Genomic DNA, 24685 nt, shown 5'->3' on the forward strand with positions numbered 1-24685 from the left:
TGTCCTCAGGCCTGTTGGCGAGCGTCGGCCACCCCGGCGCGCAGGATGCGACGGGTCAGCTCGAGTTTGAAATCGTTGTGGCCATGGCCACGGGCTCCGGCGAGCAGGGCATCGCCCACGGCCGCCAGATCGCTGTCCAGGGGCTGGCCGGCAAAGGCCCGGTCGGCTGCCGCCACCCGCCAGGGCTTGTGCGCCAGGCCACCGAAGGCCGCGCGACCGCTGCGGATGTGGCTGCCGTCCAGCTCGACGATGGCCGCCATGGACACCAGGGCGAAGGCGTAGGAGGCACGGTCACGCACCTTGCGATAGACCTGGATGCCCGGCGGCGGCGGCGGCAAGGTCACCGCGGTGATGAGTTCGCCGGGTTGCAGCACCGTTTCTATCTGCGGGGTATCGCCGGGCAGGCGATGGAAGTCGGCGATAGGGATGCGTCGGGTGCGGCCATCGGGCTCGCGGGTTTCCACCGTGGCATCGAGGACCCGCATGGCCACCGCCATGTCGGACGGATGCACGGCGATGCACTGGTCGCTGGTGCCGATGACGGCGTTCATCCGGTTGAAGCCGCCCAGGGCCGCGCAACCACTGCCGGGCTGACGTTTATTGCAGGGCATGGCGGTGTTGTAGAAGTAGGAGCAGCGGGTGCGCTGCAAGAGATTGCCACCAGTGGTGGCCTTGTTACGCAACTGCGCCGAGGCACCGGCCAGCAGCGCACGGGACAGCACCGGATAACGCTCGCGGACCCGGGCATCGGCGGCCAGGGTGGCGTTACGCACCAGGGTACCGATACGCAGGCCGCCGTCCGCGGTAGGACTGATGCGATCCAGCGCCAGGCGATTGATGTCCAGCACCTGGCTGGGCGTCTCGATCTCCAGCTTCATCAGGTCCAGCAGATTGGTACCCCCGGCGATGAAACGGCTGCCGGCCTGGGCCCCCTGGCGGCTGGCGTCGGCTTCGTTCTGCATGCGTTGATAGTCGAAGACCCTCATGCCTGGCCCCCCGCCATCTGGATGGCCGCGACAATGTTGGGATAGGCACTGCAGCGGCAGAGGTTGCCGCTCATGCGTTCACGGATCTCTTCCTCGCTCAGGCGCATCGGCCCGTCGAGGCGCGCCGAGACATGGCTGGGCATGCCGGCCTTGACCTCTTCCAGCAAGGCCACCGCCGAGCAGATCTGCCCGGGCGTGCAATAGCCGCACTGGAAGCCGTCCTTGGCCAGGAAGGCCGCCTGCATGGGATGCAGGCGCTCGGCCTGGCCCAGTCCCTCGATGGTGGTGATGGCGTCGCCTTCGTGCATGGCCGCCAGGCTCAGGCAACTGTTGATGCGTTGGCCGTTCACCAGCACCGTGCAGGCGCCGCACTGGCCATGGTCACAGCCCTTCTTGGTGCCGGTCAGGTGCAGATTCTCGCGCAGCGCATCGAGCAGGGTGGTGCGGCTATCGACCCGGAACCGGCGTGCCTCGCCATTGATCTGCAGGGTCAAGGGCAACAGCTGCGGCAAGCGGGCGGCGATGGCCTGGGGCGTCAGGGGCGCGCCACCGCTGGCCTGGGCGAAGGCGTAGCCGGGAATGGCGCTGGTCGCCACCAGCACCGCGGAGGTGCCGAGGAACTGCCGCCGCGACAGGCGCCAGCGTGCATCGGAGTCGGAAGCCATGGTCGGATTCTCATCGTTAGGGGCACATCACGGGAGTTCTGATGACTGTCCTGCTACGGCCGGGGTTCAGGCGCCCCTTGCGCTAACGGACCAGGGCCCTTTGCTGGATATGTCCACTCTCCGCGCAACGGCTCTAACGCGGGGCTTTCACCGCTTCACTGAGCGGCACTCAACGTAACGTTGAATACCGCTGGGCAGGGGTGCTGAACCGGTTCCTGTCGGCGTCTGTCCCTTACCTGAGGTGGCCCTTCGCTGCCACCGCCTATTCCGACCACGGGGGCAACCTGCACCCCGCGGCTTTAACCGTGAGGTCCGCCATGAACGCCACCCCCGCGCGCCAGCTCCAGCCGCTGGCCGAACCCGAGTCCCATACCATCGCCCTGACCCTCAACGGCAAGCAACTGCAACTGGCCGTGGAGCCCTGGACCACCTTGCTGGACCTATTGCGCGATCACCTCGACCTGACCGGCACCAAGAAGGGCTGCGACCATGGTCAGTGCGGTGCCTGCACCGTGCTGGTCAATGGCACCCGTATCAATAGTTGCCTGGCCCTGGCGGTGATGCAGGACGGCGCCGAGGTCACCACCATCGAAGGCCTGGCCCAGGGTGACCAGTTGCACCCCATGCAGGCGGCCTTCGTCGCCGAAGATGCCTTCCAGTGCGGCTACTGCACACCCGGACAGATCTGTTCGGCCATTGGCATGCTCAAGGAAGGTCACGCCCACAGCGAAGCCGAGGTGGCCGAGCAGATGAGCGGCAACCTCTGCCGTTGTGGGGCCTACCGCAACATCCGTGCCGCCATCGAGCGGGCGCGTCCGGATTGCCAGCAAGGGGAGGGCCGCGAATGAACCGCTTCGGTTACGCCAAGCCCAACGCCGTGCCCGACGCCATCCGCCAGCACGGTCCCCAGACCCATTTCATCGCCGGCGGTACCAACCTGCTGGACCTGATGAAGGAAAACGTCGAGCGCCCCGAGCAGCTGATCGACGTCAACGGCCTGCCCCTGCGTGAGGTGGAGACCACCGCCGAAGGCGGCCTGCGCATTGGAGCCCTGGTCAAGAATGCCGAGGTGGCCTATCACCCCGAGGTGCAGCGTCGTTATCCGCTGCTGGCCAAGGCCATCCTCGCCGGGGCCTCGCCCCAGTTGCGCAACATGGCCTCCACCGGCGGCAACCTGCTGCAGCGCACCCGCTGCTACTACTTCTATGACGTGGGCACGCCCTGCAACAAGCGCGAGCCCGGCTCCGGCTGCGGCGCCCGCGAGGGGCAGAATCGTATTCACGCCATCCTCGGCCACAGCGAGCAGTGCATCGCTACCCATCCCTCGGACATGTGCGTAGCCTTGGCCGCCTTGACGGCGCGGGTCGAGGTGAGCGGACCCCAGGGGGATCGCGTCATCGATTTCGCCGACTTCCATCGCCTGCCGGGCGACACCCCCGAGCGCGATACCAACCTCGCCGCCGACGAACTCATCACCGCCGTGACCCTGCCGGCCGACAATCTGGCCGCCCATAGTGCCTACCTGAAGATCCGCGACCGGGCCTCCTATGCCTTCGCCCTGGTCTCGGTGGCAGCCGCGCTGGAACTGGACGGCGACCGGATCAAGCAGGTTCGCGTCGCCTTGGGCGGCGTGGCCCATAAGCCCTGGCGCCTGCCCGAAGCCGAACAGTCCCTGGTCGGCCAGGTGGCGGACAAGGCCAGCTTCGGCCAGTTGGCCGACCGTCTGCTGCAAGGCGCCCAGGGCTTCGCCCACAACGCCTTCAAGATCGAACTGGCCCGGCGCGCCATCGTGCGTGCCCTCACCGAAGCCGCCGGAGGTACCCTGCAATGACCGTCGTCCATCTGCAAAAAGCCGTTCCCCGTGTCGACGGTCCGCTCAAGGTCACCGGCCAGGCGCTCTATGCCGGCGAATTCAGCGTGCCGGATCTGGCTTTCGGTTTCGTGGTGAACGCCACCATCGCCAAGGGTCGTCTGCTCGACCTGGACGTCCGCGAGGCCCTGGCCCAGCCGGGGGTGATCGAGGTGCTCAGCCATCTCAATCGACCCAAGATGGCCAGCTACGATGAAAGCTACACCGACATGGACGCGGCCGATGGCAAGCCCTTCCGGCCGCTGTACAACGATCGCATCCTCTACAGCGGCCAGCCCATCGCCCTGGTAGTGGCCGAGACCTTCGAAGCTGCGCGCCACGCCGCCGCGCTGATCCGTGCCCAGTACAGCGAGGAGGAGCACGCTACCGATCTGGCCCAAGCGCGCGACCAGGCCCATGAAGCGCCGATGGAATTGCCGGAGAATCGCGGCGACGCCGCGGCGGCCTGGGCTGCTGCGCCCACCCGCATCGAAGCCGAGTTCCACTCCGCCGCGGAATTCCACAATCCCATGGAGATGCATGCCTCTACCGTCATCTACCACAAGGACGGCAAGCTGACGGTGCACGACAAGACCCAGGGCGTGCAGAACAGCGCCCAATTCGTCAGCAATATCTTCGGCTTGAGCGAGGGCGACGTGAAGGTCATCTCACCCTTTGTCGGCGGCGCCTTCGGCTCCGGTCTGCGCCCCCAGTACCAATTGGTGCTGGCGACCATGGCGGCGCTGCAGCTCAAGCGTTCGGTGCGGGTAACCCTGACCCGCCAGCAGATGTTCACCTTCGGCTACCGGCCCGAGACCTACCAGCAGGTCAAGCTGGCCTGTGATACGGACGGCAAGCTGCAGGCCATCGACCACAGCGCCCTGGGCATCACCTCGCGCTTCGAAGACTTCACCGAGATGGTGCTGGTCTGGTCCGCCTCGCTCTACGCCTGCCCCAACGTCAAGCTGGCCTACCAGTTGGCGGCACTGGACGTCTATACCCCGCTGGACATGCGCGCGCCGGGGGCCGTACTGGGCGTCTATGCATTGGAAAGCGCCCTGGACGAGCTGGCCTATGCCGCCGACATCGATCCGCTGGAGTTGCGCATCCGCAACTTCACCGACGTCGATCCGGCCAAGGGCAAGCCCTATTCCAGCAAGGAACTGCTGGCCTGCTATCGCCAGGCCGCCGAGCGCTTCGGCTGGCAACAACGCAGCATGGCGCCGCGTTCCATGCGTGACGGCAACCAGCTGGTGGGCTGGGGCATGGCCACCGGTGTCTGGGAGGCGATGCAGCAACCGGCCACGGCCAAGGCGGTGATGAATATCGACGGCAGCCTGGTGGTGGCCAGTGCCACGTCGGACATTGGTACCGGCACCTATACGGTAATGACCCAGATCGCCGCCGAGAACCTCGGCCTGCCGCTGGACAAGGTCACCTTCAAGCTGGGCGACTCCACCCTGCCCAAGGCGCCACTGGAAGGCGGCTCCTTCACCGTGTCTTCGGTGGGGACGGCGGTGAAGCTGGCCTGCGACCAGCTGCGCCAGCAGCTGCTGGATGCCGCCAAGGAAATGGACGACTCGCCGCTGGCCAAGGCCGAACTGGACCAGGTGGTCTTCGCCGATGGCGGCATCAGCCTCAAGACCGATCCGGCCCAGTGCGTCGATTTCACCGCCATTCTCAAGGCCTCGGGTTCGCCGTCCATGGAAACCCTGGCCAGTGCCGAGCCCGCCGAGGGCCGTGACGACTACGCCACCGGTACCCATTCGGCGGTGTTCGTCGAGGTCAAGGTGGACGAGGACTTCGGCACCGTCCGGGTCAGTCGCGTGGTCACCGCGGTGGCCGCCGGCCGCATCCTCAACCTCAAGACCGGGGAGAACCAGGTGGCCGGCGGTATCGTCTGGGGCATCGGCATGGGTCTGCAGGAAGAGGGGATGATGGATACCACCGAGGGGCGCTGGATGAACCACAGCCTGGCGGAGTATCACTTCCCGGTGCAGGCCGACATCCAGCAATTGGAGGTGATCTTCGTCGAGGAGCACGACGAGATCGTCAATCCGCTGGGCGCCAAGGGCATTGGCGAGATCGGCATCGTCGGGGTGGCCGCGGCCATCGCCAATGCCATCTTCCACGCCACCGGCAAGCGGGTTCGCGACCTGCCCATCACCCTGGACAAGGTCTTCGCCGACGAGCTGCTGCACTAGAAAGGTAGGCCTTGGGGCTTCGGTAATGGAGCCTTCTCGGCCAAACCCAAGCAACACCCACCTGCACCAGACCACGCCCTCTCCCTCTGGGAGAGGGCTGGGGTGAGGGTAGATCGGTGCAGTGCTGAACAAAGGGCCTTGGGCTTGTCGTCCTTACCCCACCCTGAAACGAAAAAGGCCCACCTCCAAGAGACGGGCCTTTTTCAGGCAGTCAATCAAGAAACCAGTCGACTCACTCGGCGTGCGGCGCGCCTTCGTGCTCGATCTGCTCCTTGTATTCGAGGGCAGCGGCCTCGCTCTGGTAGACGCCGACCAGTTCACCTTCTTGCTTCACGTCCCAGAGATGCAGGCCCAAGCCACGGGCTTCGCGGGACATATGGTCTTCGTCACGTTCAGTTACGGTAATGGTCATGCTGTATCTCCTTGATCGAGCCCGCGCTACGGCTGGGCTTGGTCCCCATACTAGAGCGTTCCGCTTGGGGACCAAGGCACGTCTCAGCAACAAGCCGTTACAACTTCTGCGACAATCCGCCGCAGTTTCTGCGGTCGTGGAGGATAGCCATACCTCATCGCCAGTGGCGAAACCGGCTCCACGCCTCCGATTTCCTTCACCTTCGAGTTCCAACCCGTGACCGTTCAGCCACCCAGAGGCCTCCTGCGTCTCGCTACCCTGGCCGACGTGGATGCTCTCTTCGCCATCCGCACCGCGGTGGCGGACAACGCCTTGACCCAGGAGCAGCTTGCCGACCTGGGCATCACCCCCGACGCTATCGCCACGGCCCTTGCCACCGAACCCTGCGCCTGGGTGCTGGAACGGAGCGGGGAGGTGGTGGGCTTCAGCATGGTGGATCTGGCGGCCGGGGAGGTCTTCGCCCTGTTCGTCCGACCCGCTTGCCAGGGCCAGGGCATCGGTAGCCGGCTGCTGGCCGCCGCCGAGACGGTCCTGTTTCGCCGCCATGCCCTGATCTGGTTGGTCACCGATGGTGCCCCCTCGGTTGGGGCCAATGCCTTCTACCGGGCGCGGGGCTGGCAGCAGGTAGCCCAGTTGGAAGGCACCGATGTCCGCTACGAGAAGCGTCGTCCCCTCGAACGGGACGCCCGCGACATCGCCTGAAGAACGATCCGGGCGGTACCACGCCGGAAAGAAAAACGCCCTCCGAAGAGGGCGTCAGCGGTCAAGACCCGGATCAGTTGGCGCCCTTCACCGTGCGCCCATTGACCGTGCCTTCCTTGAGGCTGGTCTGGTATTCCTTGCCGTCGCTCTCCTGCTGGTAGAGACGCACCAGCAGATAGTCCCAGTCCTTGGCGAACCACAGTTCGGTCTTGCGACTGCTCTTGGTGGGATCGCGCACACGCTCGACCTTGATGGCATCGAACAGGCCCAGCGGGGTGCGGATGCGCTCGGGGCCGATGACCCGGAAGTCATAGGTGTCGATGCTGTCGCCATCGACGATCTGGTAGCTCATGCTCTTCTTGCCGTCGGCCACGTCCTGCTGCAGCTTGAGCTGGTAGGTCGACTTATCCAGCAGACCACGATCCAGGGGCAGGCTGACCGCGTCGTCCTTGTCCTTGCCGGTGACCTTCTTGCCGGCCCAGTCGAAGGTCAGCTCGCTCTCGCGGCTCTTGCCCAGGCCACTGCGCTTGTATTGGTAGGTATCCGGCAGGAAGGCCTCGCCCTCGTGGCGAAAGGTGCTGGACTCGTTGAGTCCCGCCACCAGCATGGAGGCTTCGAACTTCAGCTCCCAGCGGCCATCGGCCTCTTTCTGCAGCGAGCGTTCGGCAGAGCCGCTGACCGGCATCTGCTTCCAGTCGGCGGTGTAGCTGGCCGTGAAGGGTTGCAGATCGAAGGCGAAAGCCGACGCACTGCAGAAGGCGGCCAGTAGGAACAACAGACGTCGCATCGAGTTCTCCTTGGTTCAGGAAAGGGAGGCCTTGGCCAGTTCAGGCAGGTTGGCCCCGGTCGGCGGCACGGCCTGGCCGTCGAACTCGGCACCCGCGGTGCCCAGCCGTAGACGACCTTCGGCATAGAGCCGCACAGCCACAGGATAAAGGAGGTGCTCGGCGGCGTGTACCCGTGTCGCCAGGCTTTCCGGCGTATCGTCGATCCGTACCGGCACCCGGGACTGCAGGGCGACCGGTCCGCCATCCAGCTCCTCGGTGACAAAGTGCACGCTGCAACCATGCCAGGCATCCCCGGCTTCGAGTGCACGTTGATGGGTGTGCAGGCCCTTGTACAGCGGCAGCAACGAAGGATGGATATTGAGCAGGCGACCTTGGTAGCGCCGCACGAAGGTCGGCGTGAGGATGCGCATGAAACCGGCCAGTACCACCAGATCGGCGCCCTGGGCATCGATGGCGGCCGCCAGGGCCGCATCGAAACTCTCGCGGTCGTCATGCTCGCGGTGATCGATCACCGCCGTGGCGATCCCGGCCTGGCGGGCCCGCTCCAGGCCATAGGCCTCGGCGCGGTTGGCGATCACCGCCGCGATCCGCACAGGCGGCCTCGCGGCGTCGATCAGGGCTTGCAGGTTGCTGCCGTGGCCGGAGATGAGCACCACCACGGCACAGTCGGCAGAACTCATCCGTGCTGTTTCAGATTGTTCAGCACGACCTGGTCGGCACCGGCGGCGGCCTTGTCGATACGGCCGATCACCCAGGGCTGCTCACCCTCGGCGCGCAGTACGCTCAGGGCGCCTTCGACCTGGTCCTGGGCTACGCAGATGACCATGCCCACGCCGCAGTTCAGCACGCGGTGCATCTCGGTCTCGTCGACGTTGCCCTGCTGCTGCAGCCAGTCGAATACCACCGGACGCTGCCAGCTGGCCACGTCCAGCACCGCCTGGGCACCCTCGGGCAGTACGCGCGGGATGTTGTCCAGCAGACCACCGCCGGTGATGTGGGCCATGGCCTTGACCGCACCGGTGTCCTTGATCAGCTTGAGCAGGGGCTTCACGTAGATGCGGGTGGGCGCCATCAGCAGGTCGGTCAGTGGCTGGCCGTCGAGCTGGATGTTCTCGATGTCAGCGCCGGCCACCTCGATGATCTTGCGGATCAGCGAATAGCCATTGGAGTGCGGGCCGGAGGAGGGCAGGGCGATCAGGGCGTCGCCGGTGGCCACCTTGGAACCGTCGATGATCTCGGACTTCTCCACCACGCCGACGCAGAAGCCGGCCAGGTCGTAGTCTTCGCCTTCGTACATGCCGGGCATCTCGGCGGTCTCGCCACCTACCAGGGAGCAGCCGGCCTGTTCGCAACCGGTGCCGATGCCGGTCACCACCTGGGCGGCGACGTCGACGTTGAGCTTGCCAGTGGCATAGTAGTCGAGGAAGAACAGCGGTTCGGCACCGCAGACCACCAGGTCATTGACGCACATGGCCACCAGGTCGATGCCGATGCTGTCGTGCTTGGCCAGGTTCATGGCCAGGCGCAGCTTGGTGCCGACGCCATCGGTGCCGGAGACCAGGACCGGCTGGCGATAGCCGGCCGGGATCTCGCACAGGGCACCGAAGCCCCCCAGGCCGCCCATGACTTCCGGGCGGGCGGTGCGCTTGGCGACGCCCTTGATGCGTTCTACCAGAGCCTCACCGGCGTCGATGTCTACACCGGCGTCCTTGTAGCTCAGCTGGGGTTGTTTGCTCATGAATCCTGGCCTTTAGCGAATGGCGAAACGAGCCGGCTGGCGCCAGCCGGCGATGAGGCGGGCGATTTTACCAGAAGCCGTGCCAAAGCACGCGGCCAGCCGTGGCCTCCGGTCCGGGATGGGATGGGATGGCACCCGGCCACCGTGGCGTGGTCACAACTGGGCTGCTTGCCAAGCGCCTGCTCGGCCGGGTCGACTTCGCGCTATCCACGCGGGCACCTTGCCCGCGAGACAGGCGGCTTTTAAGGTATGCCCCTTGCCCTCTCTATGGAATCGCCATGCGCCGTCTCGTGCTTTCGTTGTTCGCCTCGCTGCTGGTCCTGAGTCCGCTGGCCCGCGCCGAGGTGGTGGACAACCTCTATCAGGTTCGCGAGCCGGTGACCTCGCAACAGCCGGACGAGCGTAATGCCGCGCTCAAGCGCGCCTTTCAGGTCCTCGCCGCACGGTTGACCGGCAATCCCCAGGCCGGTCAGAACCCTGGCCTGGCCAGCGCCTTGGCCGCGCCCGAAGCCCTGATCACCCAGTATGGCTATGACGCCGGTCCGCCGGAGGTGCTGGTGGTCAACTTCGATCCGGCCGCTGCCGAGCGTGCGCTGGGCCAGGCCGGCTTGTCCGTCTGGGGCGCCAATCGCCCGGTGGTGATGATCTGGTGGCTCAACGACAGCGACGGCGGCGCGACCCTGGTGGGCGACGGCCAGCCCGCCAGCGCCAGCGTGCAGCGCGGTGCCCAGCGTGCCGGCTTGCCAATCCGTCTGCCCATCGCTGACCTGACCGAGCAACTGGCCGGCACCGCCGCCAACATCGACGCCAACGATCCCACCGCCTTGCGCCAGGCCTCCGAGCGCTATGGCGCCAACGCCTTGCTGGCCGTGCATGCCAAGCCCCAGGGCAATGGTTGGCAGGCTCAGTGGCGCCTGTGGAACGGCGGCGCCGCCGAGCAGGGCAGCAGCCAGGCGGCCGACCAGGACGCCCTGGCGGCGGCCGTCCTGCAGGACGTCGGTTCGCGACTGTCGAAGAAATTCGTCTCCCGCCCGGGCACCACCCAGCCGCTGACCCTGGTGGCCGACAACTCCACCTTCGAGCGCTATGCCCAGCTGCAGAAGGTGCTCGAACCCCTGTCGAGTCGGCTGGTGAAGGTCGAGGGTACCCAGCTGACCTACGACCTCACCGCCAACCCCGATCAACTGCAGGCGCAACTCGGCCTCGCGGGCCTGCAGCCCGCGTCTGCACCGGCCGCTGCTGCGCCGGCTACCCCCGGCGCACCGGTAGACGCCAACGCCGCCCCGGGCGCGCCCGCGACCCAGCCGGCCCCGACTGCCCTGCCCGCACGGACGACCCTGTATTTCCGCTGGCCATGAAGGCGAGCGGCTGCGACTGAAGTGGCTGCTGCGAGGGGGCCGGGTTTTGGTTAGACTTGGCGCCCTCGCGTAACTGCCAAGAGCCGTTCCAGCCGGCATGATGCCTCTACAGCTGCCCCTGGGCATTCGTCTGCGTGACGACGCCACCTTCGTCAACTATTACCCTGGCGCCAATGCCGCGGCGCTCGGCTATGTCGAGCGTCTGTGCGACGCCGATGCCGGCTGGACGGAAAGCCTGATCTATCTCTGGGGTGGCGCGGGCGCCGGACGTAGCCACCTGATGCAGGCCGCCTGTCACCGCCTGGAAGAACTGGGCGAGCGGGCCATCTACCTGCCCATGGGCGAACTGGCCGACTATGGCGTGGAACTGTTCGACAACCTCGAGCAGTGCGAGCTGGTCTGCCTGGACGATCTCGACGCCCTGGCGGGTCAGCGCCGCTGGGAAGAGGCCCTCTTCCACCTGTTCAATCGCCTGCGCGATGCCGGCAAGCGCCTGCTCATTTCCAGTACCGCCGCGCCACGACAATTGCCGGTGCAGCTCCCCGACCTCAAGTCGCGGCTGACCCTGGCGCTGGTCTTCCAGCTGCGTCCGCTGTCCGACGAAGACAAGCTGCGTGCCCTGCAACTGCGCGCCTCCCGTCGCGGCTTGCACCTGACCGACGAGGTGGGGCGCTTCATCCTTTCGCGCAACACCCGCAGCATGGACGCCCTGTTCGACATGCTCGAACGGCTGGATCAGGCGTCGCTGCAGGCGCGGCGCAAGCTCACCATTCCCTTCGTCAAGGAAATCATGGGCTGGTAGCCGCGCCTTCTGCGGCTATTTCTGCAACTTGGCCGCCAGGGTGGCCAGGCGCTTGCCCAGGGCCCGGCACAGGGTGATTTCCTGCTCATCCAGCGCGCGCTTGCCATCGGCACCGGCGAAATGGCTCGGCCCATAGGGCGTGCCGCCCCCCTTGGTTTCCAGCAAGGCGCTCTCGCTGTAGGGCAGACCGGTGATGAGCATGCCGTGGTGCAGCAACGGCAGCGCCATGGACAGCAGGGTGCTCTCCTGGCCACCGTGCAGGCTGGCGGTGGAGGTGAAGACGCCCGCGGGCTTGTCCACCAGCGCGCCGGTCAGCCAGAGGCTGTTGGTGCCGTCGAGGAAATACTTCATGGCCGCCGCCATGTTGCCATAGCGCGTCGGGCTGCCCAGGGCCAGCGCCGCGCAGTCGCGCAGGTCGTCGAGGGTCGCGTAGACGGCGCCCTGCTCGGGCACCGCGGGCGCCACGGCGGCGCACTCGGCGGATACCGCCGGCACTGTCCGCAGGCGGGCGGTCATGCCACCCATTTCCACCCCGCGTGCTACCTGGCGGGCCATCTCGGCGGTGGCGCCGTGGCGGCTGTAATAAAGGACCAGGACATAGGCTTCGGCAGTCATTGCAGGATCTCCAGGACACGCTCGGGGGGGCGGCCGATGACGGCACGTTCGCCTCGCACGGCGATGGGTCTCTCGATGAGGCGGGGTTGGGCGACCATGGCCGCGATCAGGGCGGTGTCGTCCAGCGCCGGGTCGGCCAGGTTCAGTTCGCGATAGGCGTCCTCGCTGGTGCGCAGCAGTTGGCGTGCGTCGATGCCCAGCTTGGCGAGCAGCGCGCGCAGCTGCTCGGCGTCTGGCGGAGTCTCCAGGTAGGGCACGACGGACACGGCTAGCTCGCGGTTTTGCAGCAGCTCCAGGGCCGCGCGGGATTTCGAACAGCGCGGATTGTGATAGAGGACGATTTCACTCATGGGCTGATCCATAGAAGGTAAGATGCCCATTGTAGCGGGTTGGCGGGGAGCGCCGCGCCAGCCCTTGACCGTGCCTTTCGAGGAACCGCCAATGCCGGCCCGCTTGCGTGAACTCTGGTCCTTCGTGCGCTATCTCGCCGACCGCTTCGTTGAAGACCGGGCGCCCAACAACGCCGCGGCCCTGACCTATACCACCCTGTTCGCCGTGGTCCCGGTGATGACCGTGACCTTCGCCATGCTTTCGGCGATCCCGGCCTTCCAGGGCACCGAGACCCAGATCCAGGCCTTCATCTTCCGTAACTTCGTGCCCTCTACCGGGGCGACGCTGGAGGAGTACCTGCGTAACTTCATCGAGCAGGCGCGGCACCTGACCTGGCTCGGCGTGGCCCTGCTGGCGGTCACTTCCTTCTTCATGCTGGTGACGGTGGAAAAGACCTTCAACGACATCTGGCGGGTGCGCATCCCGCGGCGTGGGGTATCCAGCTTCCTGCTGTATTGGGCGGTACTCAGCCTGGGCCCGTTGCTGCTCGGCGCCGGCTTCGCCATGAGCACCTATCTGGCCTCGGTGGCCCTGGTGTTCGGTTCCTACGGCATGTCCGGTGCCCAGGTCTTACTCAAGATCACCCCCCTGCTGTTCAGCATCGCCGCCTTCACCCTGATGTACGCCGCCGTGCCCAACACCCGGGTGCCGCTGCGCCATGCGCTGATCGGCGGCGCCCTGACCGGCGTGCTGTTCGAGGCGGCCAAGAGCATTTTCGGCCTCTATGTCTTCTACTTTCCCGGCTACCAGCTGATCTACGGCGCCTTCGCTACGGTGCCGCTGTTCCTGGTCTGGATCTATGTCTGCTGGCTGATCGTGTTGCTGGGCGCCGAGGTAGTCTGCAGCCTGTCCACCACCCATCACTGGCGCCGGGCGCCGTTGCCGGCGTTCTTCGTCCTGCTCGCGGTGCTGCGCGCCTTTCTGGAGCGACAGCAGAGCGGTTCCAGTCTGCATCTGGGCCGGTTGCACGATGCCGGGTGGAAACTGCCTGAGCAGGAATGGCACGCGGTGCTGGCCTTCCTGCAACAGGAGCGGCTGGTGTGCCAGAACGGCAGCGGTCACTGGGTGCTCTGTCGCGATCTGCACGGCTACGCCCTGCTGGACCTGCTGGATCGCGCGCCCTGGGCACCGCCCGCGCCAGATTGCTGGCCACCCGCCGAACGCTTTCCCGGTGCCTGGTATCCGCGGTTGCAGGAGGCCTTCGAGCGGCTGCAGGTGGAGCGTTCCCAGATTCTCGCGGGTAGCGTGGCCCAGTGGCTCAAGGTCGCGCCGTTGCTGGAAGAACGGAGCGCTCCGCGATGATGGATAGAGCGGCGCGGCGTGGACTGATTAGCGGGCGCGTCCAGGGCGTCTACTATCGCGAGAGTACCCGGCAGCAGGCGCAGCGACTGGGCGTCACCGGCTGGGTGCGGAATCTGGCGGATGGCCGGGTGGAGTGCCACCTGGAAGGTTCGCTCGAGGCACTCACCCATATGGAGCGCTGGCTCTGGCAGGGACCGACAGTGGCCCAGGTGACCGAGGTGATGCTGGAAGAGGTGGCCTGCGAAGGCCTGATCGACTTCCAGGTCAGGCGCGCGGACGCCTGACCTGGAGCGGTAGCCCTTAGCGGGCCTTGAGGAAGCCGACGATCTCGGCCAGCGCGACATTCTGGCTGTCGCTGTCGGTACGACCCTTGTACTCGACCACGCCCTCGTTGAGGCCGCGCTCGCCCACCACCAGGCGATGGGGGATGCCGATCAGCTCCATGTCGGCGAACTTCACGCCGGGGCTGGTCTTCTTGTCCCGGTCATCCAGCAGCACATTGAAACCCGCCGCTTTCAGCTCGATGTAGAGACGATCGGTCGCTTCCTTCACCGCGGCGTTCTCGTACTTCATCGGCACCAGGGCGATCTGGAAGGGCGCCAGGGCGGCCGGCCAGCGGATGCCGCGCTCGTCGTGGTTCTGCTCGATGGCCGCGGCGACCACGCGGGATACGCCGATGCCGTAGCAGCCCATGGTCAGGTTGGTGGGCTTGCCTTCCTCGCCCAGCACCGACAGCTTCATGGCGTCGCTGTACTTGGTGCCCAGCTGGAAGATGTGACCCACCTCGATGCCGCGCTTGATCACCAGGGTGCCCTGGCCATCCGGACTCGGATCGCCGGCTACCACATTGCGCAGGTCGGCGACCTGCGGCAGCGGCAGGTCGCGCTCCCAGTTCACGCCGAAATAGTGCTTGTCTTCCTGGTTGGCACCGATGCCGAAATCGCTCATCAAGGCCACCGAGCGATCGACGATGCAGGGAATCGGCAAGTTCATCGGGCCCAGGGAGCCAGGGCTGGCGCCGATGGCGGCACGGATCTCGGGCTCGGTGGCGAATACCAGGGGGCTCGCGACCTCGGGCAGGTTGGCGGCCTTGATCTCGTTAAGCTCGTGATCGCCGCGCACCACCAGGGCGACCAGGGTACCTTCCTCGGCACCGCGGACCACCAGGGTCTTCACGGTCTTCTCGATGGCCAGGCCGAATTTTTCCACCAGGTCGGCGATGGTCTTGGTCTCGGGAGTATCGACCAGGCGCAATTCCTCGGTGGCGGCGCCACGTGCGGTTTCCCGCGGCAGGGCTTCGGCCTTCTCGATGTTGGCCGCATAGTCGGAGCTGTCGCTGAAGACGATGTCGTCTTCGCCGGAGCTGGCCAGCACATGGAATTCATGGGAGCCGCTGCCACCGATGGAGCCGTTGTCCGCCTGTACCGGGCGGAAGTCCAGGCCCAGGCGGCTGAAGACGTTGCAGTACGCCTGGTACATGGCGTCGTAGGTTTGCTGCAGCGAGGCCTGGTTCAGGTGGAAGGAGTAAGCGTCCTTCATCACGAACTCGCGGCCACGCATCAGGCCGAAGCGCGGACGAATCTCGTCGCGGAACTTGGTCTGGATCTGGTACAGGTTGATCGGCAGTTGCTTGTAGCTGTTCAGTTCGTTGCGCATCAGGTCGGTGATGACTTCCTCATGGGTCGGGCCCACGCAGAAATCGCGCTGATGACGGTCCTTCAGGCGCAGCAGCTCGGGGCCGTATTGCTCCCAGCGGCCGGATTCCTGCCACAGCTCGGCGGGCTGGATGGCTGGCATCAGCACTTCCAGGGCGCCGGTGGCATTCATTTCCTCGCGGACCACGGCTTCCACCTTGCGCAGCACGCGCAGGCCCAGCGGCAACCAGGTGTAGAGACCGGAGGCCAGCTTGCGGATCATGCCGGCGCGCAGCAGCAACTGGTGGCTGATCACCACGGCATCGGAAGGGGTTTCTTTGAGGGTGGACAGCAGGAACTGACTGGTACGCATGGCTGGGCGGTCTGTCGGCATCGAGACGGGACCGGCATTGTACGGTGGGGTGGGGCAGGGCGTACAGGGACGCGGGCGGGGGCGGGCGGAAGCCGGAAAAGCAACAGCCCGGCGGAGGCCGGGCTGTTGGATCGTACGAGGTACGCTGTTCCTTACAGGATGCTCAGCGGGTACTCGGTGATCAGGCGGAACTCGTTGACGTTGCCGCTGCCGCCGGTACCGGTGCTGTCACTGCCACGGTGCCAGGATTGACGGATACGGAAAGAAAGGTCCTTAGCCGGGCCGCTTTGCAGCACGTACTTGGCTTCGACGTTGGTTTCGCGTTCCGAGTCGCCATCTTGGTAGAAGCCACTATAGGCGGTGGCAGTGCTTGGAGCGTCGATGCCTGTACCACGAACGTAGCGGGCCATGAAGCTCAGGCCGGGAACGCCGAGGGTGGCCATGTTCAGGTCGTAGCGAGCCTGCCAGGATTTCTCGCCAGGTGCGTTGAAGTCGGAGAACTGTACGGAGTTAGCCAAGAAGATGCTATCGCCACCGCTTCCCAGCGCAGTGCCCTTACCGCCTGCACCGACATAGTCGAAGGGCGTATCACCATTCACTTTTTGGAAGCCTAGGGTGAAGGTATGAGCATCGATACTGTAAGCAGCTGCTAACGAGAAGGTATTGTTGCTGATATCACCCAGTTTGGAGCTGCCAGAATCCTTGGTGTAGTAGTAGTTGGCGTCGAAGGTCAGCGACTGATTAGCGCTCAGCGGTTGAACGAAGTTGACGTTGGCATAGTACTGGTTCCAGAGATCCTCCAGTCGCCCGTAGTACAGCGAGGCACTCAACTGGTCGCTGATTTTGTACTTGCCGCCGGCATAGTCACCGGACTTGCTGGTAACCCCAGTCGGACCACCGGTGAGCTGCGCGCCAAGGTTGCCGTCGTGATAGGTATTGATATTGTCACGCGCAGCCGTGAAGTGGCCGGCTTCCAAGAACAGATTCTCGATCTCTTCGCTGGTCAGCATGAAGCCGGTGCCGGTCTGGGGGAACAGGCGGCTGCCACCCAGAGCGAAGACGGGAGAGGTAGGCTGCAGGTTGCCGTACTTCAGTACGGTATTGGAGATACGCAGTTTGACTGCTGCTCCAGCAGTGGAGTACTCGTCCTGCGGACGGCCATCGCTGCCGATCGGCAGGTTGCCAGTGCCAGCATGACCCTTGCCGCCGTCCAGCTTGATACCTAGGTAACCAAAGGCATCCACGCCTACACCCACAGTGCCTTGGGTGAAGCCCGATGCATAGTTCATCAGGAAGCCATGGCTCCAGTCGATGCGGTCATTAGCTCTGTTGTTGCGGTCCCGGTTGAAGTAGTAGTTGCGGTTCAACAGGGTCAGCTTGCTGTCTTCGACGAAGCCCTTGGATTCGGACTGCTGGTCGGCGAAAGCCAGTTGAGTGGTCCCTGCAGCTACAGCCAGGGCGATAACGCTCCACTTCATCGCTTGCATCAGAAATGCTCCTTTGGGTTTTGAGGATCAGCCATCGTGTCAGCCGTGGCTGTTTGTTCTAATGGCGGCACATATAGCACCTCTCCAGGAGGGGCGATAGGCCTTGGCAAAAATTTGCGTCTGCGGGCGGTGAGTTAACCGGTCCTCTTGAGAATTTGCCTTAAGAGTTCCTCGCCGTTCGTCGCGCGTGATTTCCGCTAGCAAGAAGCATGCACAATAAGCGAAACGGTTGGCAATCCGGGCTGTTGCTCGCTTTCAACGGCGCATGGCCACAGTGTCGGAAGCACTGGTTGCACCTTTGTGACACCAAAGGTTTCACTTACCGGTCGTTATGCACACTTTTAGTGCTGACCTAATCTGGCAGGAGATGAGATGTTCCAACTCGATTCACGACTGGCCGGCGATACGCTGGAAGTGGCGTCCTTGACGCTCTGCCAGGTAATGCTGTTCAACGACCACCGCTACCACTGGCTGATTCTGGTGCCACGCCAGGCAGGTGTTACCGAGATTCTCGATCTGTCCGTGGCAGATCAGGCGCAACTGTGGCGAGAGGTGACACTTGTCGCTCAGGTGTTGCGCCGGGCACAGCCCGATCTGAAACTGAACATCGGTGCCCTGGGCAACGTAGTCAGTCAGTTGCATGTGCATCTGGTGTTGCGCCACGCGGCCGATCCGGCCTGGCCTGGGCCGGTCTGGGGGCATTCGCCGCGCGAGCCCTATGGCGAAGAGGAGGGGCGCACGGCACTGACGCTCTGGCGAACATTGCTCGAACAGGAGGCCAAGTCATGACGCTCGAAGAACGCATCGCCGAACTGGAAGTGCGCCAGGCCTTCCAGGACGACACCATCCAGACCCTCAACGACATCATCATCGAGCAGCAGAAGGCGCTCGACCGCTGCGCGGCGCAGATCCGCCTGCTGGCCGAGCGCCAGGCGGAGCTGCAGACCGCCGGTGGCGGCGGCCTGCCGGACGAGGCGCCGCCGCCCCACTATTGAGACCCGTTCCGCAGCTGAATCTTGTTGTCGCCCTGACATACGTGCGTTGACGGATTAGAGGGCTACTCTAGCCGTACTGCACTGTTGCACTTTTTTGGTGCAGTCCGGCCTCGTCCTTCGTGGAACTCGCTCCGGGAGAGGCCTGTCCTCTGCGGAGCGAAGCCCACAGCACCTTCAGGACGGAGTACGGTTATGGCGTTTTTCACCGCTGCCAGCCAAGCGGATTTCCAACAACAACTCAGGAATGCCCTTGCGGCCCATGTCGAAGGGGCCACCCTCGAACAGCTGGAGCGCTTCACCGCCCAGTTCTTCGGCATCGTCCCGCTGGAAGAGCTGACCCAGCGCCGTCTTTCCGATCTGGTCGGCTGCGTGCTCTCGGCCTGGCGCCTGCTGGACGTCTTCGACCCGGCCGAGCCCCGGGTCCAGGTCTTCAACCCCGATTACGAACGCCACGGCTGGCAATCGAGCCATACCGTGGTCGAGGTGCTGCACGCCGACTCGCCGTTCCTGGTCGATTCGATCCGTATGGAGCTCAATCGCCAGGGCTATAGCGTCCATACCCTGCAGAACAGCGTGCTCAGCGTCCGCCGCGATGCCCAGGGCCGGCTGCTCGAACTGCTGCCCAAGGGCCAGCAAGGCGAGGGCGTGACCCGCGAAGCCTTGATGTTCCTCGAGATCAATCGCTGTGCGGCCACCAGCGAATTGCGGGCCCTGGAAGCGTCGCTGCAGGAGATCCTCGGCGAGGTGCGCCTGGCGGTGGGCGACTTCGCCGCCATGAAGGCCAGGGTCGGCGAGCTGCTGGACTGGCTGGAGCAGCGTCCGGCGGGCGTCGAGGAAGGGGAGCTGGCTGAGGTCAAGGCCTTCCTCGACTGGCTGCGCAACGACCGTTTCACCTTCCTCGGTTACGAGGAATTCACCGTGGAAGGCGAGGGCGAGAATGCCGTGCAGCGCTACGCGCCCGAGTCCCTGCTGGGTCTGTCGCGACGGCTGAGAGGCAGTCCGGAGACCGCTGCGGTGGCGCTTTCCGGCGAGCCGCTGCGCTATCTGCGCGAGCCGGTGCTGCTGTCCTTCGCCAAGGCCGCCGATCCGAGTCGGGTGCATCGTCCGGCCTATCCCGACTTCGTTTCCCTGCGTGAGGTGGACGCCAGCGGCCGGGTGGTGCGCGAGCACCGCTTCATGGGTCTCTACACCTCCAGCGTCTACAACGACAGCGTGCGCGAGATTCCCTACATCCGCCGCAAGGTCGACGAGGTAAGGCGCCGCGCCGATTTCGACAGCAGTGCGCACCTGGGCAAGGAACTGGCCCAGGTCCTCGAGGGCCTGCCCCGCGACGATCTGTTCCAGACGCCGGTGGACGAGCTGTCCAGCACCGCCATGGCCATCGTGCAGATCCAGGAGCGCAGCAAGGTACGCGTGTTCCTGCGTCGCGATCCCTACGGCCAGTTCTTCTATTGCCTCGCCTACGTGCCGCGCGACATCTATTCCACCGAAGTCCGCCAGCGCATGCAGCAGATCCTCATGGATCGCCTGCATGGCACCGACTGCGAATTCTGGACCTTCTTCTCCGAGTCGGTGCTGGCGCGGGTGCAGTTCATCCTGCGCGTCGATCCGCTGCAGCCGCAGGACGTCGACCCGGCCCGGCTGGAACAGGAGATGGTGCAGGCCTGCCGCAGCTGGAAGGACGACTTCGCCAGCCTGATGGTGGACAGCTTCGGCGAGGCCCAGGGCACCTCCATCCTGGCCGACTACCCGCTGGGTTTCCCCGCCGGCTATCGCGAGCGCTTCGCGCCGCACCTGGCCGTGGTGGACATGCGTCACCTGCTGGCCCTGAACGATGATCGCCGCCTGGCCATGGGCTTCTACCAGCCGCTGACCCAGACCGGCGACAACATCCTGCACTGCAAGCTCTACCACGCCGATACGCCCCTGGCGCTGTCGGACGTCCTGCCGATCCTGGAAAACCTCGGCCTGCGCGTGCTCGGTGAGTTCCCCTACGAACTGCGCCATCGCAACGGCCGCCGCTACTGGATCCACGACTTCGCCTTCACCACCGTGGCCGGCCTGGAGCTGGACCTGCAGCAGCTCAACGACACCTTCCAGGACGCCTTCGTCCAGGTGGTGGAAGGGCAGGCGGAAAACGACAGCTTCAACCGGCTGGTACTCACTGCCGGCTTGCCCTGGCGCGACGTGGCGGTGCTGCGCGCCTACGCCCGCTACCTCAAGCAGATCCGCATCGGCTTCGACATCGGCTACATCGCCGCCACCCTCAACGCCCATGTCGACATCGCCCGGGAACTGGTGCGACTGTTCCGCATGAAGTTCTACCTGGCGCGGCGCATGACCAGCGATGACCTGGACGACAAGCAGCAGCGTCTGGAACAGGCCATCCTCAGTGCCCTCGACGACGTCGCGGTGCTCAACGAAGACCGCATCCTGCGGCGTTATCTGGACCTGATCAAGGCGACTTTGCGCACCAACGTCTTCCAGAGCGATGCCGCCGGCAAGGCCAAGGCCTACTTCAGCTTCAAGCTCGACCCCAAGGCCATCCCCGAGCTGCCCCGCCCGGTGCCGCGCTACGAGATCTTCGTCTACAGCCCGCGGGTCGAGGGCGTGCACCTGCGTTTCGGCAACGTCGCCCGCGGTGGCCTGCGCTGGTCGGATCGCGAGGAGGACTACCGCACCGAGGTGCTGGGCCTGGTCAAGGCGCAGCAGGTGAAGAACTCGGTGATCGTGCCGGTCGGGGCCAAGGGCGGCTTCGTGCCGCGGCGCCTGCCCCTGGGCGGCTCCCGCGACGAGATCCAGGCCGAGGCCATCGCCTGCTACCGGATCTTCATCAGCGGCTTGCTGGACATCACCGACAACCTCAAGGACGGCGAGATCGTGCCGCCGACGGCGGTAGTGCGCTACGACGGCGACGATCCCTACCTGGTGGTAGCGGCCGACAAGGGCACTGCGACCTTCTCCGACATCGCCAACGGCATCGCCCGCGACTATGGCTTCTGGCTTGACGATGCCTTCGCCTCCGGCGGCTCGGCCGGCTACGACCACAAGAAGATGGGCATCACCTCCCGCGGTGCCTGGGTCAGCGTCCAGCGGCATTTCCGCGAGCGTGGCATCGATGTCCAGCGCGATCCGGTGACGGTGCTGGGCATCGGCGACATGGCCGGCGACGTCTTCGGCAACGGCCTGCTGCGTTCGCGCAGCCTGCAGCTGGTGGCGGCCTTCAACCACCTGCACATCTTCATCGACCCCAACCCGGACGCCGAGCGCAGCTACGCCGAGCGCGAACGGCTGTTCAACCTGCCGCGATCGAGCTGGACCGACTATGACGCCAGCCTGATCTCCCAGGGCGGTGGCATCTTCCCGCGCAGCGCCAAGCGTATCGCCATCACTCCCGAGATGAAGGCGCGCTTCGACCTGCAGGCCGACCAGCTGACCCCAACCGAACTCATCCATGCACTGCTCAAGGCACCGGTGGACCTGATCTGGAACGGTGGCATCGGCACCTACGTCAAGGCCAGCTTCGAGAGCCATGCCGACATCGGCGACAAGGCCAACGACGGCTTGCGGGTGGATGGCTGCGACCTGCGCGCCAAGGTGATCGGCGAGGGTGGCAACCTGGGCATGAGCCAGTTGGCGCGGGTGGAGTTCGGACTGCAGGGCGGGGCCTGCAACACCGACTTCATCGACAACGCCGGCGGGGTGGACTGCTCCGACCACGAGGTCAACATCAAGATCCTGCTGGGTGACGTGGTCTCCGCAGGCGACATGACCGTCAAGCAGCGCAACACCCTGATGGGCGAGATGACTGATGAGGTCGGCGAGCTGGTGGTCGCCAACAACTACATGCAGACCGGCGCCCTGTCCCTCGCCGAGTACCGTGCCCGGACCCACCTGGCCGAGTACCAGCGTCTGATCGTCGACCTGGAAAGCCGCGGCAAGCTGGACCGCACCCTGGAGTTCCTGCCCAGCGATGAGGTCCTGGCCGAACGCGCCGCCAAGGAGCAGGGGCTGACCCGCGCCGAGTTGTCGGTGCTGATCTCCTACAGCAAGATCGACCTCAAGGAGCAACTGCTGGCCTCTTCGGTGCCGGACGACGAGTACCTCGCCCGGGACATGCAGGGCGCCTTCCCGAAACGTCTGACCGAGCAGTTCCCCGAAGCCATGGCGCGCCATCGCCTCAAGCGCGAAATCGTCGCCAACCAGATCGCCAACGACCTGATCAACCACATGGGCATCACCTTCGTGCAGCGGCTGCGCGAGTCCACCGGCATGAGCGCAGCGGACGTGGCCCGGGCCTATGTGGTCATGCGCGACGTCCTGCACCTGCCGCACTGGTGGCGTCAGGTGGAGGCCCTGGACCATCAGGTGCCGGCCGAGCTGCAGCTACGCTTGATGAGTGAGCTGATGCGCCTGGGTCGGCGGGCGACGCGCTGGTTCCTGCGCAGCCATCGCAGCGGCCTGGATGCCGGTGCCGCGGCGGCCTTCTTCGGGCCGCGCATCGCTGCCCTGGGGGTGCGCCTGGACGAGCTGCTGCAGGGCGAGCCGCGCCAGGACTGGGAAGAGCGCTTCCGCGCCTACACCGAGGCGGGCGTTCCCGAATTGCTGGCACGGGTCGTGGCGGGGACCAACCACATCTATACCCTGCTGCCGGTGATCCAGGCGGCAGACGTCACCGCCCAGGATCCGCTGGAAGTGGCGGCTACCTGGTTCGCGGCGGGCGACGTGCTGGATCTGACCTGGTACCAGCAGCAGCTCAACCAGCTGCCGGTCGCCAATGCCTGGCAGGCCCTGGCGCGGGAAGCCTTCCGGGATGAGGTGGACGTGCAGCAGCGCGCCATTACCGTCGGCATGCTCAATCTCGCCGAGGCGTCCAGCGATCCGGAGGCGCGACTGTCGTTGTGGCTGGAGCAGCACAGGGCGGCGGTGGAGCGCTGGCGCGGTCTGCTGGTGGACCTGCGCAACGCCAGCGGCCAGGACTACGCGATGTACAGCGTGGCCAGTCGGGAACTGGCGGACCTGGCCAGCAGCAGCGCCTGAGGCTGGGGCGTCATCGGCCAGGTGCCGATGACGCCCCCGGTCTGGCGGTTCAGCGCGAGGAGCCTATTCAAAGTCTGCCGCGCGTCGGCCAAACCGCGTTGAAAATGCCCTGGAAGGCCAGCCCCACCTAGGCGGCCCCGTCGCAATGCTCATTTACTACTCGTAAACTCGAGCGCGAGTCCGATTCGCTTCCTCAGCTATTTTTCGCGGGGCCGCCTAGGCCCTGTTTGGCTGTAGCTCGCGAGACTCTGGACAGGCTCTAAGGCGGCGTACCCCGAGGGGCGCCGCCTTCTTCATTCATGGCGTGGGACTGGTCGAGCGTTCGGTTCCAGGTTTCGCCAGGCCCTGCAGCAGGGCCTGGTGGAAACGCTCCGGCGCCTGCATCTGTGGGGCGTGGCCGAGGTCGGCGAATTCCACCAGGGTCGCCTTGGGAATCAGCTTCGCCGCTGCCTTGCCCAATTCGGGATAGTGGCCCAGACGCGCCTTGACCTCCGCTGGCGCGGCGTCCTTGCCGATGGCGGTGGTATCCCGCTGGCCGATCAGCAGCAGGGTGGGCATGCGCAGCTGCGGCAACTCGTACACCACCGGCTGGTTCTGGATCATGTCGTAGATCAGAGCCGAGTTCCAGGCCACGCGCTGCTTGCCCGGTCCCGCATTGAGGCCGGCGAGCATCCCGACCCAGCGTTCGTAGCGCGGCGCCCACTGGCCGGCGTAGTAGGTGCTGCGTTCGTAGTCGCGAATGCCGTCCGCGGTGGTCTTCAATTCGCGCTCGTACCACTGGTCCACGCTGCGATAGGGCACGCCCTTGGCCTGCCAGTCTTCCAGGCCGATGGGATTGACCAGCACCAGCTGTTCGGTGGCCTCGGGATAGAGGAGGGCGTAACGGGTCGCCAGCATACCGCCTGTGGAATGACCGATCAGGGTCGCGCGGGCGATGCCAAGGTGGTCGAGCAGGGCGCGGGTGTTGGCGGCCAGTTGCTGGAAGCTGTATTGATAGTGGGCCGGCTTGGTGGACTTGCAGAAGCCTATCTGGTCGGGGGCGACCACCCGATAGCCGGCGGCGGCGAGCACCCGGATGCTGTCCGCCCAGGTGCCGGCGCAGAAGTTCTTGCCGTGCAGCAGGACCAGGGTGCGCCCATTCGCCTTGCCGGTCGGGGCCACGTCCAGATAGGCCATCTCCAGGGGTTGGCGCTGTGACGTGAAGGCGAATTGCCGGACGGGATAGGCATAGTCGAAGCCCTCCAGGCGTTCGCCGTAAACGGCATCCGCCATGACAACGGGGCTGAGCAGCATGGCGGTCAAGGGGAGGACGAGGCGCAGGTGCATGGTCAAAGTCCTTGGGGGT

At 65.5% G+C, this 24685-nt stretch carries 22 protein-coding genes; 11 read left to right on the plus strand and 11 right to left on the minus strand.

Features of this window, described 5'->3' with window-relative positions:
- Positions 1-5: 5 nt before the first annotated feature.
- Together RND78_RS11735 and paoA are read right to left on the minus strand one after the other, a co-directional pair.
- Positions 6-986, minus strand: coding sequence for a xanthine dehydrogenase family protein subunit M (locus RND78_RS11735; protein ID WP_312728931.1), 981 nt, complete (start codon positions 984-986; stop codon positions 6-8).
- Entirely contained in the window at positions 983-1651 is a 669-nt protein-coding gene (gene paoA, locus RND78_RS11740; RefSeq protein ID WP_312728933.1) for an aldehyde dehydrogenase iron-sulfur subunit PaoA, read from the minus strand. Before paoA ends, RND78_RS11735 begins: the two co-directional genes overlap by 4 nt.
- Before the next feature lie 317 nt (positions 1652-1968).
- On the opposite strand from paoA, the gene RND78_RS11745 reads away from it, so the two are divergent.
- Genes RND78_RS11745 through RND78_RS11755 form a run of 3 tightly spaced genes read left to right on the plus strand, consistent with a single transcriptional unit; the run spans position 1969 to position 5704 of the window.
- Positions 1969-2499: a (2Fe-2S)-binding protein gene (locus tag RND78_RS11745; protein ID WP_007159316.1), complete on the plus strand. Its 531-nt coding sequence runs from the start codon at positions 1969-1971 to the stop codon at positions 2497-2499.
- Positions 2496-3482, plus strand: coding sequence for a xanthine dehydrogenase family protein subunit M (locus RND78_RS11750; RefSeq protein ID WP_312728936.1), 987 nt, complete (start codon positions 2496-2498; stop codon positions 3480-3482). Before RND78_RS11745 ends, RND78_RS11750 begins: the two co-directional genes overlap by 4 nt.
- A complete protein-coding gene (locus RND78_RS11755; protein ID WP_312728938.1) occupies positions 3479-5704 on the plus strand; it encodes a xanthine dehydrogenase family protein molybdopterin-binding subunit in 2226 nt (741 codons plus the stop codon). Before RND78_RS11750 ends, RND78_RS11755 begins: the two co-directional genes overlap by 4 nt.
- A gap of 232 nt (positions 5705-5936) precedes the next feature.
- Here RND78_RS11755 and RND78_RS11760 read toward each other — a convergent pair whose 3' ends face one another.
- Positions 5937-6116 carry a hypothetical protein gene (locus RND78_RS11760; RefSeq protein WP_312728939.1) on the minus strand — a complete coding sequence of 60 codons (180 nt, stop codon included), beginning with the start codon at positions 6114-6116 and terminating at the stop codon, positions 5937-5939.
- Positions 6117-6332: 216 nt separating this feature from the next.
- On the opposite strand from RND78_RS11760, the gene RND78_RS11765 reads away from it, so the two are divergent.
- Entirely contained in the window at positions 6333-6818 is a 486-nt protein-coding gene (locus RND78_RS11765; RefSeq protein WP_312728941.1) for a GNAT family N-acetyltransferase, read from the plus strand.
- Positions 6819-6891: 73 nt separating this feature from the next.
- Here RND78_RS11765 and RND78_RS11770 read toward each other — a convergent pair whose 3' ends face one another.
- From RND78_RS11770 to purM, 3 genes are read right to left on the minus strand one after another with little or no spacing between them, the layout of a single operon-like run.
- Positions 6892-7605, minus strand: a complete 714-nt coding sequence (locus RND78_RS11770; protein WP_312728942.1) for a DUF3108 domain-containing protein — start codon at positions 7603-7605, stop codon at positions 6892-6894.
- Between the two features lie 15 nt (positions 7606-7620).
- Positions 7621-8286 carry a phosphoribosylglycinamide formyltransferase gene (purN, locus tag RND78_RS11775; protein WP_312728943.1) on the minus strand — a complete coding sequence of 222 codons (666 nt, stop codon included), beginning with the start codon at positions 8284-8286 and terminating at the stop codon, positions 7621-7623.
- Complete coding sequence (purM, locus tag RND78_RS11780) at positions 8283-9344, minus strand: phosphoribosylformylglycinamidine cyclo-ligase (protein WP_312728944.1); 1062 nt, start codon at positions 9342-9344, stop codon at positions 8283-8285. The genes purN and purM overlap by 4 nt, the downstream gene beginning before the upstream one ends.
- Positions 9345-9622: 278 nt before the next feature.
- Here purM and RND78_RS11785 point away from each other — a divergent pair, with 278 nt between their 5' ends.
- Together RND78_RS11785 and hda are read left to right on the plus strand one after the other, a co-directional pair.
- The gene (locus tag RND78_RS11785) at positions 9623-10702 is read left to right on the plus strand and encodes a DUF2066 domain-containing protein (RefSeq protein WP_312728945.1); all 1080 of its coding nucleotides are present in this window, start codon (positions 9623-9625) and stop codon (positions 10700-10702) included.
- A gap of 97 nt (positions 10703-10799) precedes the next feature.
- The gene (gene hda / locus RND78_RS11790; RefSeq protein WP_312728946.1) at positions 10800-11504 is read left to right on the plus strand and encodes a DnaA regulatory inactivator Hda; all 705 of its coding nucleotides are present in this window, start codon (positions 10800-10802) and stop codon (positions 11502-11504) included.
- A gap of 15 nt (positions 11505-11519) precedes the next feature.
- Here hda and wrbA read toward each other — a convergent pair whose 3' ends face one another.
- Positions 11520-12119: an NAD(P)H:quinone oxidoreductase gene (gene wrbA / locus RND78_RS11795; protein ID WP_312728947.1), complete on the minus strand. Its 600-nt coding sequence runs from the start codon at positions 12117-12119 to the stop codon at positions 11520-11522.
- Positions 12116-12469 carry an arsenate reductase (glutaredoxin) gene (gene arsC / locus RND78_RS11800; protein ID WP_312728949.1) on the minus strand — a complete coding sequence of 118 codons (354 nt, stop codon included), beginning with the start codon at positions 12467-12469 and terminating at the stop codon, positions 12116-12118. Before arsC ends, wrbA begins: the two co-directional genes overlap by 4 nt.
- A 91-nt stretch (positions 12470-12560) precedes the next feature.
- Between arsC and RND78_RS11805 the strand changes: the two genes are divergently transcribed.
- Positions 12561-13811: a YihY family inner membrane protein gene (locus tag RND78_RS11805; protein ID WP_312728950.1), complete on the plus strand. Its 1251-nt coding sequence runs from the start codon at positions 12561-12563 to the stop codon at positions 13809-13811.
- Positions 13811-14095: an acylphosphatase gene (locus RND78_RS11810; protein WP_409457048.1), complete on the plus strand. Its 285-nt coding sequence runs from the start codon at positions 13811-13813 to the stop codon at positions 14093-14095. The genes RND78_RS11805 and RND78_RS11810 overlap by 1 nt, the downstream gene beginning before the upstream one ends.
- A gap of 16 nt (positions 14096-14111) precedes the next feature.
- Here the strand turns inward: RND78_RS11810 and RND78_RS11815 are convergent, their stop codons facing one another.
- Together RND78_RS11815 and RND78_RS11820 are read right to left on the minus strand one after the other, a co-directional pair.
- On the minus strand, positions 14112-15818 hold the full coding sequence (locus tag RND78_RS11815) for a proline--tRNA ligase (protein WP_312728953.1): 1707 nt from the start codon (positions 15816-15818) through the stop codon (positions 14112-14114).
- Between the two features lie 152 nt (positions 15819-15970).
- Positions 15971-17305 carry an OprD family porin gene (locus tag RND78_RS11820; protein ID WP_312728955.1) on the minus strand — a complete coding sequence of 445 codons (1335 nt, stop codon included), beginning with the start codon at positions 17303-17305 and terminating at the stop codon, positions 15971-15973.
- 372 nt (positions 17306-17677) lie between these two features.
- Here RND78_RS11820 and RND78_RS11825 point away from each other — a divergent pair, with 372 nt between their 5' ends.
- The 3 genes from RND78_RS11825 (at position 17678) to RND78_RS11835 (ending at position 23340) form a co-directional block, all read left to right on the plus strand.
- The gene (locus RND78_RS11825; protein WP_312728957.1) at positions 17678-18094 is read left to right on the plus strand and encodes an HIT family protein; all 417 of its coding nucleotides are present in this window, start codon (positions 17678-17680) and stop codon (positions 18092-18094) included.
- Positions 18091-18300 (plus strand): SlyX family protein, encoded by a 210-nt coding sequence (locus tag RND78_RS11830; RefSeq protein ID WP_312728958.1) that lies wholly within the window; start codon positions 18091-18093, stop codon positions 18298-18300. The genes RND78_RS11825 and RND78_RS11830 overlap by 4 nt, the downstream gene beginning before the upstream one ends.
- A 192-nt stretch (positions 18301-18492) precedes the next feature.
- On the plus strand, positions 18493-23340 hold the full coding sequence (locus RND78_RS11835; RefSeq protein ID WP_312728959.1) for an NAD-glutamate dehydrogenase: 4848 nt from the start codon (positions 18493-18495) through the stop codon (positions 23338-23340).
- Between the two features lie 297 nt (positions 23341-23637).
- Here the strand turns inward: RND78_RS11835 and RND78_RS11840 are convergent, their stop codons facing one another.
- The gene (locus tag RND78_RS11840) at positions 23638-24633 is read right to left on the minus strand and encodes an alpha/beta fold hydrolase (protein WP_409457049.1); all 996 of its coding nucleotides are present in this window, start codon (positions 24631-24633) and stop codon (positions 23638-23640) included.
- Positions 24634-24685 lie beyond the last annotated feature (52 nt).

The organism is Pseudomonas oryzihabitans (assembly GCF_032027545.1).
Classification (GTDB): domain Bacteria; phylum Pseudomonadota; class Gammaproteobacteria; order Pseudomonadales; family Pseudomonadaceae; genus Chryseomonas; species Chryseomonas oryzihabitans_F.

Excerpts from the sequence above, each read along its gene's own strand:
- RND78_RS11835 (WP_312728959.1), top strand. The coding sequence starts at position 18,493 with ATGGCGTTTTTCACCGCTGCCAGCCAAGCGGATTTCCAACAACAACTC.
- RND78_RS11760 (WP_312728939.1), bottom strand. The coding sequence starts at position 6,116 with ATGACCATTACCGTAACTGAACGTGACGAAGACCATATGTCCCGCGAA.
- paoA (WP_312728933.1), bottom strand. The coding sequence starts at position 1,651 with ATGGCTTCCGACTCCGATGCACGCTGGCGCCTGTCGCGGCGGCAGTTC.
- arsC (WP_312728949.1), bottom strand. The coding sequence starts at position 12,469 with ATGAGTGAAATCGTCCTCTATCACAATCCGCGCTGTTCGAAATCCCGC.
- RND78_RS11840 (WP_409457049.1), bottom strand. The coding sequence starts at position 24,633 with ATGCTGCTCAGCCCCGTTGTCATGGCGGATGCCGTTTACGGCGAACGC.
- RND78_RS11735 (WP_312728931.1), bottom strand. The coding sequence starts at position 986 with ATGAGGGTCTTCGACTATCAACGCATGCAGAACGAAGCCGACGCCAGC.
- wrbA (WP_312728947.1), bottom strand. The coding sequence starts at position 12,119 with ATGACTGCCGAAGCCTATGTCCTGGTCCTTTATTACAGCCGCCACGGC.
- RND78_RS11745 (WP_007159316.1), top strand. The coding sequence starts at position 1,969 with ATGAACGCCACCCCCGCGCGCCAGCTCCAGCCGCTGGCCGAACCCGAG.
- purN (WP_312728943.1), bottom strand. The coding sequence starts at position 8,286 with ATGAGTTCTGCCGACTGTGCCGTGGTGGTGCTCATCTCCGGCCACGGC.
- RND78_RS11805 (WP_312728950.1), top strand. The coding sequence starts at position 12,561 with ATGCCGGCCCGCTTGCGTGAACTCTGGTCCTTCGTGCGCTATCTCGCC.
- RND78_RS11755 (WP_312728938.1), top strand. The coding sequence starts at position 3,479 with ATGACCGTCGTCCATCTGCAAAAAGCCGTTCCCCGTGTCGACGGTCCG.
- RND78_RS11785 (WP_312728945.1), top strand. The coding sequence starts at position 9,623 with ATGCGCCGTCTCGTGCTTTCGTTGTTCGCCTCGCTGCTGGTCCTGAGT.
- RND78_RS11810 (WP_409457048.1), top strand. The coding sequence starts at position 13,811 with ATGGATAGAGCGGCGCGGCGTGGACTGATTAGCGGGCGCGTCCAGGGC.
- RND78_RS11820 (WP_312728955.1), bottom strand. The coding sequence starts at position 17,305 with ATGCAAGCGATGAAGTGGAGCGTTATCGCCCTGGCTGTAGCTGCAGGG.
- purM (WP_312728944.1), bottom strand. The coding sequence starts at position 9,344 with ATGAGCAAACAACCCCAGCTGAGCTACAAGGACGCCGGTGTAGACATC.
- RND78_RS11815 (WP_312728953.1), bottom strand. The coding sequence starts at position 15,818 with ATGCGTACCAGTCAGTTCCTGCTGTCCACCCTCAAAGAAACCCCTTCC.
- RND78_RS11770 (WP_312728942.1), bottom strand. The coding sequence starts at position 7,605 with ATGCGACGTCTGTTGTTCCTACTGGCCGCCTTCTGCAGTGCGTCGGCT.
- RND78_RS11830 (WP_312728958.1), top strand. The coding sequence starts at position 18,091 with ATGACGCTCGAAGAACGCATCGCCGAACTGGAAGTGCGCCAGGCCTTC.
- hda (WP_312728946.1), top strand. The coding sequence starts at position 10,800 with ATGATGCCTCTACAGCTGCCCCTGGGCATTCGTCTGCGTGACGACGCC.
- RND78_RS11750 (WP_312728936.1), top strand. The coding sequence starts at position 2,496 with ATGAACCGCTTCGGTTACGCCAAGCCCAACGCCGTGCCCGACGCCATC.
- RND78_RS11825 (WP_312728957.1), top strand. The coding sequence starts at position 17,678 with ATGTTCCAACTCGATTCACGACTGGCCGGCGATACGCTGGAAGTGGCG.